The organism is Flavobacterium limnosediminis JC2902 (assembly GCF_000498535.1).
In the GTDB taxonomy this organism is placed as follows: Bacteria; Bacteroidota; Bacteroidia; order Flavobacteriales; family Flavobacteriaceae; genus Flavobacterium; species Flavobacterium limnosediminis.
On record NZ_AVGG01000001.1, the window covers coordinates 1 to 14,793 of the forward strand.

General features: G+C 39.0%; 17 protein-coding genes. 4 read left to right on the top strand and 13 right to left on the bottom strand.

Features of this window, described 5'->3' with window-relative positions; genetic code table 11:
- Positions 1–572: 572 nt before the first annotated feature.
- On the bottom strand, positions 573–1,805 hold the full coding sequence (locus FLJC2902T_RS00005; RefSeq protein WP_023577717.1) for an ABC transporter permease: 1,233 nt from the start codon (positions 1,803–1,805) through the stop codon (positions 573–575).
- A 5-nt stretch (positions 1,806–1,810) separates the two neighbouring features.
- Between FLJC2902T_RS00005 and FLJC2902T_RS00010 the strand changes: the two genes are divergently transcribed.
- Positions 1,811–3,028, top strand: a complete 1,218-nt coding sequence (locus FLJC2902T_RS00010) for an exo-beta-N-acetylmuramidase NamZ family protein (protein WP_023577718.1) — start codon at positions 1,811–1,813, stop codon at positions 3,026–3,028.
- Positions 3,029–3,215: 187 nt separating this feature from the next.
- Here the strand turns inward: FLJC2902T_RS00010 and FLJC2902T_RS00015 are convergent, their stop codons facing one another.
- Genes FLJC2902T_RS00015 through FLJC2902T_RS00025 form a run of 3 tightly spaced genes read right to left on the bottom strand, consistent with a single transcriptional unit; the run spans position 3,216 to position 4,529 of the window.
- Complete coding sequence (locus tag FLJC2902T_RS00015) at positions 3,216–3,581, bottom strand: bleomycin resistance protein (RefSeq protein ID WP_023577719.1); 366 nt, start codon at positions 3,579–3,581, stop codon at positions 3,216–3,218.
- A gap of 2 nt (positions 3,582–3,583) precedes the next feature.
- Entirely contained in the window at positions 3,584–3,997 is a 414-nt protein-coding gene (locus tag FLJC2902T_RS00020; RefSeq protein WP_051364213.1) for a PH domain-containing protein, read from the bottom strand.
- 34 nt (positions 3,998–4,031) lie between these two features.
- Positions 4,032–4,529, bottom strand: coding sequence for a YkgJ family cysteine cluster protein (locus tag FLJC2902T_RS00025; RefSeq protein WP_023577721.1), 498 nt, complete (start codon positions 4,527–4,529; stop codon positions 4,032–4,034).
- 92 nt (positions 4,530–4,621) lie between these two features.
- Between FLJC2902T_RS00025 and FLJC2902T_RS00030 the strand changes: the two genes are divergently transcribed.
- On the top strand, positions 4,622–5,332 hold the full coding sequence (locus FLJC2902T_RS00030; protein ID WP_023577722.1) for a class I SAM-dependent methyltransferase: 711 nt from the start codon (positions 4,622–4,624) through the stop codon (positions 5,330–5,332).
- A gap of 72 nt (positions 5,333–5,404) precedes the next feature.
- Here FLJC2902T_RS00030 and FLJC2902T_RS00035 read toward each other — a convergent pair whose 3' ends face one another.
- From FLJC2902T_RS00035 to FLJC2902T_RS00075, 9 genes are all read right to left on the bottom strand, one after another.
- Positions 5,405–5,812 (bottom strand): DUF2059 domain-containing protein, encoded by a 408-nt coding sequence (locus tag FLJC2902T_RS00035; RefSeq protein ID WP_023577723.1) that lies wholly within the window; start codon positions 5,810–5,812, stop codon positions 5,405–5,407.
- A 27-nt stretch (positions 5,813–5,839) separates the two neighbouring features.
- Complete coding sequence (locus tag FLJC2902T_RS00040; protein ID WP_035676485.1) at positions 5,840–6,472, bottom strand: 7-carboxy-7-deazaguanine synthase QueE; 633 nt, start codon at positions 6,470–6,472, stop codon at positions 5,840–5,842.
- Positions 6,473–6,527: 55 nt separating this feature from the next.
- Positions 6,528–6,719, bottom strand: coding sequence for a hypothetical protein (locus tag FLJC2902T_RS16160; protein ID WP_155958834.1), 192 nt, complete (start codon positions 6,717–6,719; stop codon positions 6,528–6,530).
- Between the two features lie 25 nt (positions 6,720–6,744).
- On the bottom strand, positions 6,745–8,418 hold the full coding sequence (locus tag FLJC2902T_RS00045) for a tetratricopeptide repeat protein (protein WP_023577725.1): 1,674 nt from the start codon (positions 8,416–8,418) through the stop codon (positions 6,745–6,747).
- A gap of 28 nt (positions 8,419–8,446) precedes the next feature.
- Positions 8,447–9,364, bottom strand: a complete 918-nt coding sequence (locus tag FLJC2902T_RS00050; RefSeq protein ID WP_023577726.1) for a substrate-binding domain-containing protein — start codon at positions 9,362–9,364, stop codon at positions 8,447–8,449.
- A gap of 223 nt (positions 9,365–9,587) precedes the next feature.
- Positions 9,588–10,409: an energy transducer TonB gene (locus tag FLJC2902T_RS00060; RefSeq protein WP_023577728.1), complete on the bottom strand. Its 822-nt coding sequence runs from the start codon at positions 10,407–10,409 to the stop codon at positions 9,588–9,590.
- A gap of 31 nt (positions 10,410–10,440) precedes the next feature.
- On the bottom strand, positions 10,441–11,010 hold the full coding sequence (locus FLJC2902T_RS00065) for an ExbD/TolR family protein (protein WP_023577729.1): 570 nt from the start codon (positions 11,008–11,010) through the stop codon (positions 10,441–10,443).
- A 19-nt stretch (positions 11,011–11,029) separates the two neighbouring features.
- Positions 11,030–11,644: an ExbD/TolR family protein gene (locus tag FLJC2902T_RS00070; RefSeq protein WP_023577730.1), complete on the bottom strand. Its 615-nt coding sequence runs from the start codon at positions 11,642–11,644 to the stop codon at positions 11,030–11,032.
- A gap of 90 nt (positions 11,645–11,734) precedes the next feature.
- Positions 11,735–12,565, bottom strand: coding sequence for a MotA/TolQ/ExbB proton channel family protein (locus tag FLJC2902T_RS00075; protein WP_023577731.1), 831 nt, complete (start codon positions 12,563–12,565; stop codon positions 11,735–11,737).
- Positions 12,566–12,904: 339 nt separating this feature from the next.
- On the opposite strand from FLJC2902T_RS00075, the gene FLJC2902T_RS00080 reads away from it, so the two are divergent.
- Complete coding sequence (locus FLJC2902T_RS00080; protein ID WP_023577732.1) at positions 12,905–14,422, top strand: helicase HerA-like domain-containing protein; 1,518 nt, start codon at positions 12,905–12,907, stop codon at positions 14,420–14,422.
- Positions 14,422–14,790: a DMT family protein gene (locus FLJC2902T_RS00085; protein ID WP_035676489.1), complete on the top strand. Its 369-nt coding sequence runs from the start codon at positions 14,422–14,424 to the stop codon at positions 14,788–14,790. Before FLJC2902T_RS00080 ends, FLJC2902T_RS00085 begins: the two co-directional genes overlap by 1 nt.
- Positions 14,791–14,793: the final 3 nt, after the last annotated feature.

The window sequence follows — 14,793 nt, forward strand, 5'->3', positions numbered from 1 at the left end:
TTTTTTATTCTTTTTTTCGAGATTTCCCTTAACTCACTGATAACCATTTCTTAAAGAAGGAAAGTTTTTTTTAAAAAAAAGGCGCTGAGGAACTGAGTGACTGAGGCGCTAAGGGAAAAGCATTGTTACTTGCAAAGATTCTGAGGCACTGAAACATTAAGGAACTGAGGAAAAATCACAATTGACTATACAATATATAAAGGTACCGAGGGATTGAAGTGCTAAGATACTAAGGAAAATCACTGTCAGAAACAAAGGTTCTGAAGCACTGAGACACTAAGGGGCTGAGGAAAATTACTCTTGGGTACACTATATATAGTAGGTACTGAGGAAAAATCATTATCGGCTACCTATAATATACGTATACAGAAACCCTAAAAAAGATAACTTCATAATTAAACTATAGTATTGAAATTACAGCAAACCGGATTGACCGCATAATTCAAATGACTGCAAAAAAGTAACAACCTCTCTCCCCTAGCCCCGATTGCAGTGGAAATCCCGCAGCGCAGCGGAGGAATTGCAACGGAAAGCGGGAATATGGATCGCAAAAATACCCGAACCATTCGCTCCTAATCGAATCGGATGGCTTTGACCGGAGAAATTTTAGTTATTATATAGGACGGAATTAACAAAACCAGAAGACAAACCAAAACGGTTCCGACGTTCAGCGCTACTATATAAGGTATATCAATAGCGACTGGTGCTTCTGTTACATAATAATTTTCGGGGTTAAGTTTAACGATGCCGAAATACTTCTGAATAAGCAACACGCCAATACCAACAAGATTGCCCCAAAATAAACCGCGAAGAATCAGATGGCCGGCATTGTACAGAAATATTTTTCGCACTAACCAATTATTGGCGCCAACTGCTTTCAGAATACCGATCATTTGGGTACGTTCCAGAATGAGCACCAACAACGCCACCACCATATTAATGGTAGCCACAACAATCATGATAATCAGAATGACGATAATATTAAAGTCGAACAGTTTTAACCATTCGAAAATATTAAAATACTTCTCCTCTATGGTAATACTGTTATAGGTAGGCGGTATGGCATCATAAATCTCTTCTCCTTTTTCTTTTATCATGGAAAAATCATCGACAAAAACTTCAAAAGCACCAACTTCACCCTTTTGCCATTTGTTGATGCGTTGCACATGACGGATATCCCCTATTACATAAGCAGCGTCGAATTCCTGAAAACCGGAATTGTAAATCCCCACAATTTTAAAATTACGAAGATTGGGCAGCTTCCCCTCTTCTTTCATGAAAAAAGTATTGAACTTATCGCCCACTTTTAACTGAAGTCGGTTCGCAAGGTATTCGGATATGACAACTTCGGGGTTCAGATTGTTTTTAAGATCGGGAATTTTTCCGCTGACGATGTACTCCTGCAGGTTTTCCCATTGAAAATCTTTTCCGACACCTTTAAAAACGATACCTTCGAATGCATTTTCGGTTCGGATGATTCCCGCTTTGGTCGCCACAGCCTGAATATGACTGATACCTTCAACACTTTTAAACTGAGGATAAAAATCCTGGTGAATCGAAATCGGCTCCACGCTGACTTCCGATTGGTTGTCGTCGTAATTGGAAATAATGACATGACCGTTAAAAGCTGAGACTTTCTGGCGTATTTTTTGCTGAAGTCCAATACCCGTTGCGATGGAAACAATCATCATAACCATTCCAATGGCAATTGCAGCTATGGCAATTTTTATAATTGGTGCAGATATACTACTTTTATAGTTTTTGGTAGTAACAAGTCTTTTGGCTATAAAATATTCTAATTTCAAAGTATATGATTTCAAATTCGGTCCTCAAAAATACAGTTTTATTCTTGGTTTTATCGATAGTCTCCTGTGGAAATTCGATTAAGGGGAGAGAAGCAGGAAGCAAGAACCAAGAAGAAAACCCTCTTATAACAGCTGAAATAAAAACAGGAGCTGATAATTACACCGCTTATCTTCCATTATTAAAGAATAAGAAAGCAGGGATTGTAACGAATCAGACGGGAATCCTTTCCGACAAAACGCATTTGGTTGATTTTTTGCTTGGGAAGAAAATCGATATTCAGAAAATTTATGCACCGGAACACGGTTTTCGTGGTACTGCCGATGCAGGCGAATTGATCAAAGACGGAAAAGACACCAAAACAGGATTACCAATCATTTCACTATACGGAAACAATAAAAAACCGAAACCGGAGCAATTGGCCGGAATTGACATTATGATTTTCGATTTACAGGATGTGGGTGCGCGGTTCTACACCTATATTTCTTCGTTGCATTATGTGATGGAAGCCTGTGCTGAAAACAACATCCAACTCATTGTATTAGACCGACCGAATCCGAACGGCAGCATTATTGATGGTCCGATTCTGGAAAAAGAGCATACAAGTTTTGTAGGTATGCATCCGATTCCTGTTTTACATGGCATGACGATTGGAGAATATGCAAAAATGATTAATGGTGAAAAATGGCTGAAAAATGGAGTGCAATGCAAACTGACAGTGATTCCGTGCTTGAACTACAACCGAAACATGACATACAGTTTACCGGTGAAACCGTCTCCGAATTTACCGAACGACCAGGCTATCAACTTGTATGCGAGTTTGTGTTTGTTTGAAGGTACCAATATAAGCATGGGTCGCGGCACCGATAAACAATTTCAGCTTTACGGCTCACCTTTCTTACCTAAAAGCGATTTCAGCTTTGTTCCCGGTCCGAATTTAGGCGCTAAAGATCCGACGCATAATGGCAAAACCTGTTATGGTGAGGATTTATCGAAGATTGAAAAAGTAAAACAACTGGAATTGAAATGGCTGATTAAAGCCTATCAGACCACGAGTGATAAATCAAAATTCTTTAATGATTTTTTTACGAAGTTGGCGGGAACCAAAAAACTGCAGCAACAGATTGAAACCGGAATTTCCGAAAAAGAAATCAGAAAAAGTTGGGAAAAAGGAATTGCTGATTTTAAGACAATGCGAAAAGCGTACCTTATATATGGTGAATAAAAAAAGTGTCTTGATTGCACTAACACAGAACTCATACTTCTTAGCAATTAACAGACACATCCTGCAAAAGGTCAACAAATAAAAAATCAAACACAGATTCCACAGATTTACACAGATCAATTTGTGCAAATTTGTGGAATCTGTGTTTTAAATACCTTGTTTTTTTTTTATCTGAACATCAAGTTCATTAGACTATCTCCTCTCCAAATTGAAGCAGATATCCATTATTGTCATAAACAGCAAATTCGCGCATGCCCCATTCGAAGGTTTCGATTTCGTAACAGATGTTACATTTGTCTCTCAAGGCTTCCCAAAGTTCATCCACATTAACCACATTAATATAAAACGAACCGGTAAACGTTGGTTTTTCAAAAGAAACATGTTCGTTGGGTTTGGCCAGCATGATTTCGGCATCGTCTTTATGTAATGCGGCCCACCCCCAGTCCTCATTGTATTCGGCACAGGTAAATCCCAAAACATTTACGTAAAACGCGATGGTTTCATTGAGTTCGTTGGTTGACAAGATGGGACGGATGGATTTAAATTTTGCCATGATTACAATTTTACCTGAATATTCGGATTTACTTTAAGAAGTTCTTTTATAAACTCTTCTCTTTCTTTTGGAGAAATGACAACGCTGTCAGACTGATTGTACAGTACTTCAATCCTATCGGTAAAGGAACATGCCGGAGCGTTTAGCATACTGTCTGTTTTTTGGACTGACCGAATCGCCGAAATCAAAATGTTCTTGTTAATCATAAAACCACATCTTACATTCAAATTATTATCTGTAATACTGTAATCTGTGTTCAAAAACAGATAAGACGAAAAAGCTACACTTGATCCCAAAATAACCAAAATCACCCAATCCATTTCACGTATACCTATTACAAGAGAAGGTATCAAACCTGAAATTATCAATATAGGCAGCCCTACATCTATTTTGGATTTGTATGTTTTTTTTATCATTTGAAAAAAGGATCAGTCCAACATAATTTATTTGCTACAACGGCAATTTCTTTTTCATTTCTTCCACAATATTGTAGGCCGCCGGGCAAATGGCAACATTTTTTAGTGTCAGATTAGAGATTTGCTGAAACTTCTTTCTGTCGGTGTGTGGGAATTCACGGCACGCTTTAGGACGCACATCATAAATCATGCAATAGTTTTCGGCATCCAAAAACGTACACGGTACACTTTGCAATACGTAATCCTTATCTTCATCAATGCGAAGGTATTGATCAATAAACTGTTGTGGTTTCTGTTTCAGATGTTTTGCTATGCGCTCAATATCGGCCGAAGTGAAAAGCGGGCCGGTGGTTTTACAGCAATTGGCACATTCCAGACAGTCTGTACGTTTGAATTCGGCATCGTGCAGATCCTGCATCACGTAGTCCAGATTCTTGGGCGTTTTCTTTTTAAGCTTATCGAAATACTTTTTGTTTTCGTTATGCTTATCTTTGGCCAACTTTTGAATTTCGTTTAAAGACGGTTTGAGCATTTGTGTATTCGGTTATCCGTTTATTCGGAAAACAACTTTGCAAAATTACTCAATTCAGACAAACAAATAACCACATTAACACATTACCAACAATGAAAGACCTTTTCGGAAAAGCCATACTGGATTACCAAACCGGTAATTCCCCGGAAGATTTAATTACCGAAACCTCCATATCGGAAGCCGATGAAATGAGTGTTGCCTACTTGTTTCGCGGTTACAAAGAAATGCCAAAAATGGAGCGAAAAGCTTTGGATCTGGCGAAAGGAAAAGTATTGGATATTGGTTGTGGTGCCGGAAGTCATGCTTTGTATCTGCAAAACGAACGGAATCTTGACGTAACTGCCATTGATATTTCCGCCAATGCGATTAAGGCCTGTGAACTCCGCGGTGTAAAAAATGCCCGGGTTCAGAATGTGATGGAATTGAATGATGAAACCTACGACACCATTTTACTGATGATGAATGGGGCTGGCATGTGCGGAAAACTTAATAAAGTTGCAGGATTTCTACAGAAGTTAAAATCACTGATAACCGAAAATGGTCAGATTCTATTGGACAGTTCGGATATCATTTACATGTTTGATGAGGATGAAGATGGCGGAAAATGGATTCCGAACGATACGGCCTATTACGGAGAAGTGGTTTTCAATGTGTCCTACAAAGGGGAAAAAGAAGAGCCTTTTGACTGGATGTACATTGATTACAATACGCTACAGAATGCGGCTCATGCCAACGGACTACAATGTGAACTCATTTTGGAAGGTGAGCATTATGATTATCTGGCTCGATTGACAAACCTTTAAAATTGAATTTTAAAAATAAAAAAATCCCAAACTAATATAGCTTGGGATTTTTTTATTGATTGTTAAGATTTCTTATTGCATGTATTTCATCATCATGCCTTGCAAGCCCATTCCCCACTCTTGGCCTGCTGCCATATTTTTCTCTGCAATTATCCCTGCTTTTTCAGACATTTTCTTTCCGATTGGCGTTTCATAGAATTTCAAAATAGCTTTGATATCTTCCTGAGTATATTCCTGCATGTATATTTCAGCCATTTTATCATACAATGCCGGCATGGTCGCCTCGAATTCAACCAAAAAGGCAGCGTGTTTCTCTTTCGGAACCATTTTCAGAATCTGGTCTTTAGCTACTTTCATCTGCCCAGCCGAACCGGTAACTTCAATTAGCTTTAATACATCTTTTTTGAAGGCTTCATTGGTTTGTGCCATTCCTAAATTCGCCACTAAAACAAATGCGAACGTTAAAATTACTTTTTTCATTATTTTTTTGTTGTTGGTTATATCCTGTTATGGAATATTAAGGTATTTATGCGTTTGTAAAGATACACGCCATTTCGGATTATTCATAACATAATCCACAATTAAAGGTGTCATTTCTTCCTTTTTGCTCCACTCCGGCTGTAAAAACAAAATTGCCTTATCGTTAACTTTAGCAGCCTGCTCCTCAGCAAAAATGAAATCGTGTTTGTTGTGAATGATGACTTTCAGCTCGTGCGCTGTTTTATAAGCATCATCAACAGGAAGTTTGGTTTTCTTTGGTGAAAGGCAAAACCAGTCCCAGGTTCCGGTTACCGGATAAGCTCCGGAAGTCTCGATATGTACGCGTAAATTTTGTTCTTTCAGTTTGGTTGTTAAAACCGTCATGTCCCAGGTTAACGGTTCTCCTCCGGTTACCACAACGGTTTCCGCATATTTTTTGGCATTGGCCACGATAACATCGGTAGCTGTTGGCGGATGCAGTTCGGCATTCCAGCTTTCTTTTACATCGCACCAGTGACAACCCACATCACACCCACCAATACGGATGAAATAGGCCGCCGTTCCGGTATGGTACCCTTCTCCCTGAATGGTATAAAATTCCTCCATTAAAGGCAGCATTTCGCCTTTTTCCACCGCTATCTGTATTTCTTTTTTCAACATTTTGTATAAAATAGTCTGCAAAGGTAAGCAATTTGAAAATTAGATTGTTAGCTTTTTAAGGGTTCGCTAACAAAGAATCCAAAAGTTCTTTCCCAGCCCTGATGGGAGCGGCATCCTTTTGTGGATCTCGTTTTTTAACGAGATCCACAAAAGATACAGCGGACAGCAGGAACAGGGATGGCAAGAAGGCGCAAACCTCCCGATAGCTATCGGGACGCTCCAAAAAAAAACCGACAACTTTCGTCATCGGTTTTGAATTGATTTGTATCGTATTAAGCTTTAAGCGCTTTTAACGTTTTTGTTGCATAAGCATTGGCAGGATCGATGGCCAGCAATTTCTCAAGATTCTCGATTGCTTTGGCTTTGTCTGCACTATTCGCATAATGCGCACCCACGAAAGTATAAGCCTCGATTAAATTTTTCTTAACGACAGGTTTTGATTTTTCAGCATCACCCTTCGCATTCACCAATTTCACATATTCTTCATAAGCTACCAAAGCGACCTTTTTAGATTCTGTTGTATCCATCGCCTCATTGGCTCTTGCTTTGAACAGGTGGGCATCCTGAGTTGACGCATTCAATTCGATTACCTTAGAAAAGGCTGCATCCGCTTTTACCAATTGGTCTTTTGGAGATGTTTTCGGATCGTAATCGAAGTACAAAGCGTATCCTAAGTAGAAATTATCCGCGAAGTAATTTTTCGATTTCGGGTTTTTGATGGCCACCTCGAATAATCTTGACGCGTTTTTGTATAATTTCTCTTTGAACATTTTCTGACCAAGCGGGTTCAGTTCACTGGCAATTACCGGGTCTTTTTCAACGGCTTTGTTCAATTCGGCCACACCTTCGTTGAAGATTTTTTCGTCATAGGTACCGTCCGCTTTTTTAGCTTCGGCCATTTTGGTTAATCCTAAATAAAGGTAATCGCGAGCGATGATTCTCTTCGGTTCCACTTTAGCAAAAAACTCGGTCATGGCTTTGGAACTTTCAGCATAATTTCCGTTTTCATACGCTGCATAACCTAAGTAACGCAAGATACGCGGATTCACCTTATCCAGTTTTTTCATTTCGTTCGCTTCGATCTCCAATGCTTTGTAATCTTTAGCTAAGATTAGGAAATCGGCGTGACGCATACGGGATTCCACCGAATAATCGGTTAAGCTCATGTATTTCTCATAATACTGTAATGCTTTTTTGATGTATTCGTCGTATTTCGCAGGCTCAGTACTACCCCAGAAATAATAGGTTTCTGCCAACTCGCGGTACGCAGGGCCGAAATTCGCATCGGTTGCAATAACACCGTTCAGTAATTTAACAGCTTCTGTAAAGTTTTTGGCACCCTTATTAATTGCAGCATATTTAACGCGGGCAATTAATAATGATTTATCATATTCGTAAGCAGTTTCATAAGCCCTGAAAGCCTCACCTGCATTTTTATCGCCTTTTTGGGCATCCCCCATCGTTAAATAAGCGATTGGATTTTTGTCGTCAATCAACAACGCTTTATTGGTGATCTCTATGGCTTTTTTATAATCCGGGTTTTCAGAATTGGTATGTGCCTTTGCAACCAGTAATAATTCTTCGACGTCTTTTTTCTTGATATTGGCTGTTGCCTTGTCGAAGTTTGCCTGAGCTGAAGCTTTTTTGTTATCCAAATCGATTTGCCCTAAACCGATATAATTTAAAGTCCCTTTATCTTTAGCAGCAAGACCCTTATTAAAAATCATAACAGCAGAATCCGCCTTCGCTTCCCTAAGGTAAACATCCCCAAGGTAGAAGAAATTCTTTCCGTTATCTGGACTGTTTTTCACCAATCCTCTTAATATTTTTTTGGCCTTGTCATATTGTTCCGCATCAATAGCTTTTTTTGCCTGCTCCAAATCCTGAGCGAAGACTGCTGTTGAGATTGCTGACAATACTAAACTTAAAACTTTAGCATTTCTCATTTCTAAATTCGTTTTTGGTTATTCTTTACTATTCTACTTTATTCCTTACCGCAATCTGACGGGTAGGAAAACGCTTTGGAATCAATCCGGATTTCAAAATAATCCGCTGCCCTTGATGTCCTGCAAGATACGAAGCAAATCCCATGCCTAAACCAGAAGTGCCCTGAAAATTTAACAAATAAAGTTTTCGGGTAACAGGATAGCTTCCATCCGCAATATTAGTTTGGTTGGGCTTAATAAACGTATTATTTGCATTAATTTTAACATTTTCAACAGCCAGTACCTTAATTTTAGAAGCATACGATGCGAGATCCGTTGTGGGCTGCAGCAACCAGTTGATTCCTAAAATTCCGATTGCCCCTTCATTTTCCGTAACGTATTTCACTACTTCTTTGCTGGAATTCATGGCAAAAACATTTTGTTTCGGCAAGTCTTTGATTCCTGCCATTGTTTTTAATGTGCTGACCGTACTTGAATTCGGATTATCGAAAACCAGTGATTTGATTTTAGCGGAACTTCCACCTTTTAAAAGATGCAGCACATCGTTTAAAACCAAAGTGGAATCGACACGATTCGTATTTGCTATAAAAGCAACGGCATCCGAACCGAATTCGGTTATCCTTGGATATACTTTTTGAACCTTGTTGTAATAACTGATTTCTGTGGAGTCGAGGGTTTTTGCCATGATGGCTATCTGCCCCTTATCCTTCTGAATCATGTTAAGTATCTCTGTTTCGGATTTACTCACTAAATTGATTTTAGTTCGGGTATACTGGTTTTCAAAAAGAATGGCAACATCCTCTATCACGGGAAAAATGGTTTCATCCACCAATATGGTAGCTGTGCCCGACACTGCGGTTTCCCTAGCCTCTGCGGAAGCGGCATTTTTTTCTTTACAGCCTACCAAAAATATCATGAGCAGGACAATTGAAATGTAATTTTTCATCTATTGATCAACTTGTTGCAAACGCACGAAACGAAACGCTGCATAAACAATTAATATCACCCCCAAAATAATTCTTCGCGTATAGGGTATCTCCACAGGCATGCTTTTCCAGACAAACAAAGTTACTCCTAAAAACACATATAATCCTAAAAAGAGAAGCCCTAAAACAAACAGAAATCGCTGTTGTGGCGATTTCTGTTTAAAATTCTGAAATAATTTCATATTACTGTGCTACCTGAATGGTAATTGGTAATGTAAACTGCGATCTTACCGAACGACCGTTCTGAATAGCCGGTTTCCAGTTTGGCATGCTTTTCAAAACACGAATAGCTTCTTTTCCTGCACCGTATCCTGGATCTCTCAATACTTTTACATCTGTAAAACTTCCGTCTTTTTCAACAACGAAACTTAACATCACTCGAATCTGAGAAACACCTTCATCTACTTCCGGCGCATTGAAAGAACTTGCGAACTTTTTATAGAATGCAGGCATACCTCCGTTTGGACCAGCCTGTACTTCTACCGCGACGTATATCGTTTTGTCATCCGCTTCTACTACCTGATTTCCTTTTTCACCTTCACCGGCAGGCTGATTGATAACAATTTCTGCATCTTTATCACCTTTAATATCCTTTTGACCAGGATCGGCGTCTTTTAAATCTTCCACTGTTGGCGGATCTTCATCACGAACCAATTCCTTTTTTACCACTTCAGGTGGCGGAAATTTTACCTGATCGTTCACCGATTTAGGTGGTTCAGGTGGTGGTGGTGGTGGCAAATCTTCTTTTGGAGGAGGTGGTGGTAATAATGCTGTTTCAATTACTTTGTCCATATTTTCCTCTTTACCCTTAGCCAATCGCGCACTGATAATGTTTTCGATTACCGGCGCTGCAATAGCAGAAGCAAACAAAAAGGCTCCAATCAATAAAGCTCTTGATGTGGTTTTAGGACTTTCTGAACGCAATTGATAAGCACCATATGCCTTATTACGACCTTCAAAGATTATATCAATCCACTCCGTCTTAAATAAGTTTAATTTTGACATGATTTTTACTTTTTAAATGATTGAAAAAAAATTACTCCGAAAGGATCTCCTCTTTCTTCAACATTGCGTTTTCTTCTGGTGTTATATCTACAATCGCATAGATTTTAACATTTGCGATAGCCATCTCGTCCAGAATATCAACTAAATTTCTGTACGTAGATTTTTTACTTGCCTTAATCAGAACAATCAAATCCTGCTTCTTTGGTTGTGAAGCATACTTGGCTTTAACTGTTTCTTTCTTAGCCAACAATTCCTTGCGGACACCGTTTTTACCGTACCCTACCTTGGTAGGTCCTTCAATAGGTGCTGTCGGCAAACCGTAGTACCATACCAATTGGTTTTTCTCACCCAACAACAAAGTCATCGTTCTGTCTTCAGACACATCAAGTTTTTCTTGTTGGTCTTTAGGCTTGTCCTCTTTATCCGGCATTGCCAAATTCATGGACTGTGGCTTAGACAATGACGTTGTAAGCATGAAGAAAGTAATCAAAAGGAATGCCAAATCCACCATTGCTGTCAAATCGACACCCGCATTCTGTTTCTTACTTCTTACATGACCTTTCTTCTTGCCACCGCCATCGCCGCTATTTAATTCTGCCATTTTACAGTATTTTTTTTAATTAAAAATCATCAGTTCGCAAACCGGTGACTAAGAAAAACTTGTTAACTTTTTGTTTCTGAAGAATATCAATCACCTTCTTAACAGTAGGATATTCTTCTTTACCGTCAGCTTTGATCGCAATTTTAAGCTCCTCACCATGCAACTCTTTAGTAGCATAACGCGCTGCCAAAACCCATTCGTTCAACTGATTATCAATTGAATCATATGGAATCCCCGGCTGCAGACCTTCTTTGTTACGCTCTTCACCCGTCAGACTGATCAATTTTTTCAGATTTCCAACCGGAACACCGAATCCGTCAATCAAAGAAAAACGTTTTATTTCTTCTTCTGTAAACTGAACGCTGTATTTCTCAGCTATTTTACCCAAGGCATCTCTACGGATATCTTGACCAATCATACCAAAGAACACTTTCTCCTTACCAATGGTAATGGTTGCTAAATCCGCATCCGGCAATTTGGTTTGCACTGTAGACGCAGGAGTATCAACCGGAAGTGGCTCAGGCACTTTAGCTGTAGATGTCATTACGAAGAAAGAAAGCAATAGGAACGCTACGTCACACATAGCCGTCATATCAATCTTCGTACTCTGTTTTGACATTTTTACTTTTGCCATTTTCGATTTTGTTTTAGTCACAAAGACATGTGGCACATACCAACATCCTTCGCAACAAATTAATAATTAACTCTCTAAATGTGCGCGTGATTATACACGAGCTTTCATACGTCTGTATGCTTGCGTGATAGCAAAACCAGCCTCGTCGATAGAGTAAGTTAATTTATCAATTTTAGATGTAAACACATTGTACATGATGATAGACAATGTAGAAGTACCGATACCTGTTGCTGTATTAATAAGTGCCTCAGAGATACCTGTTGCTAACGCAGCCTGGTCAGGAGCACCTGCAGCAGCTAATCCAGAGAACGCTTTAATCATCCCCGATACCGTTCCTAATAATCCCATTAACGTACCGATTGATACCAAAGTAGCAATGATCGTCATATTTTTCTCCAACATTGGCATTTCCAATGAAGTAGCCTCTTCAATTTCTTTTTGAATAGTTTCTGTAGCTTTTTCGCTGTCGAAACCTTCTTTTCTCACTTCCTGATATTTAGTCAAACCAGCTCTAACCACATTAGCAACTGAACCTTGTTGTGCATCACACTCAGCGATAGCCTCTTCAATTTTACCTTGTCCGATTAAAACCTGTACATTTTTAACAAATTTCTCAACATTGTTTTTACCAGCCGCTTTTGTAATCACGAAGTATCTCTCAAAAGAGAATACAACTGCCATTAAAAACAAGCCCATCAACATCGGTACAATGAAACCTCCCTTATAAACCATTCCTAAATAGTTTCCTGGTAGCGGGTGACCGGTATTATCACCATTTTCAAAGTTAGATGCGTGACCCATAACGAATTTCCATATTAGAAATCCAATTACTAAACAGATTACAATTGCTAAGCCTGCAAACACGTTTGACCCTTTTGCGCTAGCTCCATTTTCAACAGTTTCGTTAGATACGTTTGTCATTTTTTTTAATTTTAGTTTTTCTATTTTATTATAACTATTGTCCCATAATTCAAAAATCTGTTTATGAGTGTCGCAAATTTATGTTTTTAACCCAAAAAAAAAAATAAAATCAGTTTTTTTTCAACTGTTCATAAGAATTATTTAACACTGAAAACAAGTTTTGTTTGAATTTACCGAACATTTGTTACGTCTATGTAAATTTAATAACGCCTTATTGTTTATATTATTTTAAAGTTTCCGTTTTTTTCTAATCTTTACCTGACAATATCATTATTTTCTTTAGTTTTACTATTCCTATATTTGGTTTGAATTCGTCCAATCCACACAAATTTACGAAATATGTCAACTGAAAAATTCATTCAAGAGATCAACAACGGTTACAACTGTAAAGAGGACGCCATTATATTAGGGGGAGCCATCCTCAACGGAGAGTCCATTCCGGAGACAGTGATAAAAATTCCTTTAAAAACAATCAACCGTCACGGATTAATAGCCGGAGCCACCGGAACCGGAAAAACAAAAACCATACAGGTCTTATCAGAACAGTTATCCCAGAACGGAATTCCGGTGCTGATGATGGATATTAAGGGTGATTTTTCAGGAATCGCTGCTGCCGGCGAGGAGAAGTCTTTTATAACCGAACGTCATGCGAAAATCGGCATCCCTTATCAGACGAAAGCTTTCCCAGTGGAATTAATGACCCTATCAGAACAAAACGGCGTACGATTACGTGCCACAGTTTCTGAATTCGGACCGGTATTGTTTTCCAGAATCCTCGACTTGAACGATACACAGGGAGGCGTAGTCGCGGTTATTTTCAAATATTGTGACGATAATAAAATTCCACTTCTGGATCTAAAAGACTTCAAAAAAGTACTTCAATTTGCAACTGATGAAGGTAAAGAAGAATTCGAAGCCAATTATGGTCGGATTTCAACGGCATCCACCGGTTCCATTTTGAGAAAAGTAATCGAACTGGAACAGCAGGGCGGTGATTTGTTCTTTGGAGAATTGTCTTTTGACATAGATGATTTAATGCGTATAGACGAAAACGGAAACGGGTACGTGAACATCATTCGGCTGACAGACATTCAAGATAAACCAAAATTATTTTCAACCTTCATGCTGAGTTTGTTGGCCGAAGTATACCAACAGATGCCTGAAATCGGCGACAGTGAAAGACCCGAATTGGTCATTTTCATTGATGAAGCGCACCTGATTTTCGACCAGGCCAGCAAAGCCCTATTGGATCAGATTGAAACCATCGTAAAACTGATCCGCTCCAAAGGCATTGGAGTTTATTTCATCACCCAAAATCCAACCGATGTTCCGGCAGGCGTATTGGCTCAATTGGGTCTGAAAATCCAACACGCCTTACGGGCCTTTACAGCAAATGACCGGAAAGCCATAAAAATGACTGCCGAAAACTATCCGTTATCCGATTTTTATAAAACGGAAGACGTAATTACCCAATTGGGAATCGGAGAAGCTTTTGTAACGGCTTTAAACGAAAAAGGGGTTCCAACGCCGCTTGTAGCCTGTATGATGCGTGCCCCAATGAGCCGAATGGACATATTATCCGATACCGAAATCAGTACCATTATCAGCAATTCGAAATTGGCCAAAAAATACAATCAGGTGATTGACAATGAGAGCGCCTATGAAATACTGACGGCCAAAATCGAAAAAGCCACTCAACAAGCACAAGCCGAAGAAACGATCAAAGCCGAAGAAAAGCAAAGAAAAAGCGAACCAAGTACAACGGAAACAATCGGAAAATCAGTGGTTAAGGTGGTCACCAGTGCCACTTTCATCCGCGGGGCATTCGGAATTCTAATGAAAATGTTTAAAAAATAATGAGATCGTTTTTCACTATTGGCCTATTGATTTTATCCAATGTTTTTATGACTTTAGCCTGGTACGGCCATTTGAAATTCAAGGAACTGAAATGGTTTGAGAATGCCGGGTTAATCACGATTGTTCTGATCAGCTGGGGATTGGCTTTTTTTGAATATTGTTTTCAGGTGCCTGCCAACAAAATAGGATTTGAAGGCAATGGCGGTCCTTTTTCACTTATGCAACTAAAAGTAATTCAGGAAGTCATCACCTTAATTGTCTTTATGATTTTCTCAATGCTTTTTTTCAAAAATGAAACGTTCCGGTGGAATCATGCCGTAGGGTTTTGCTTTTTGGTATTGGCGGTGTATTTTATATTTAAGAAGTAATTT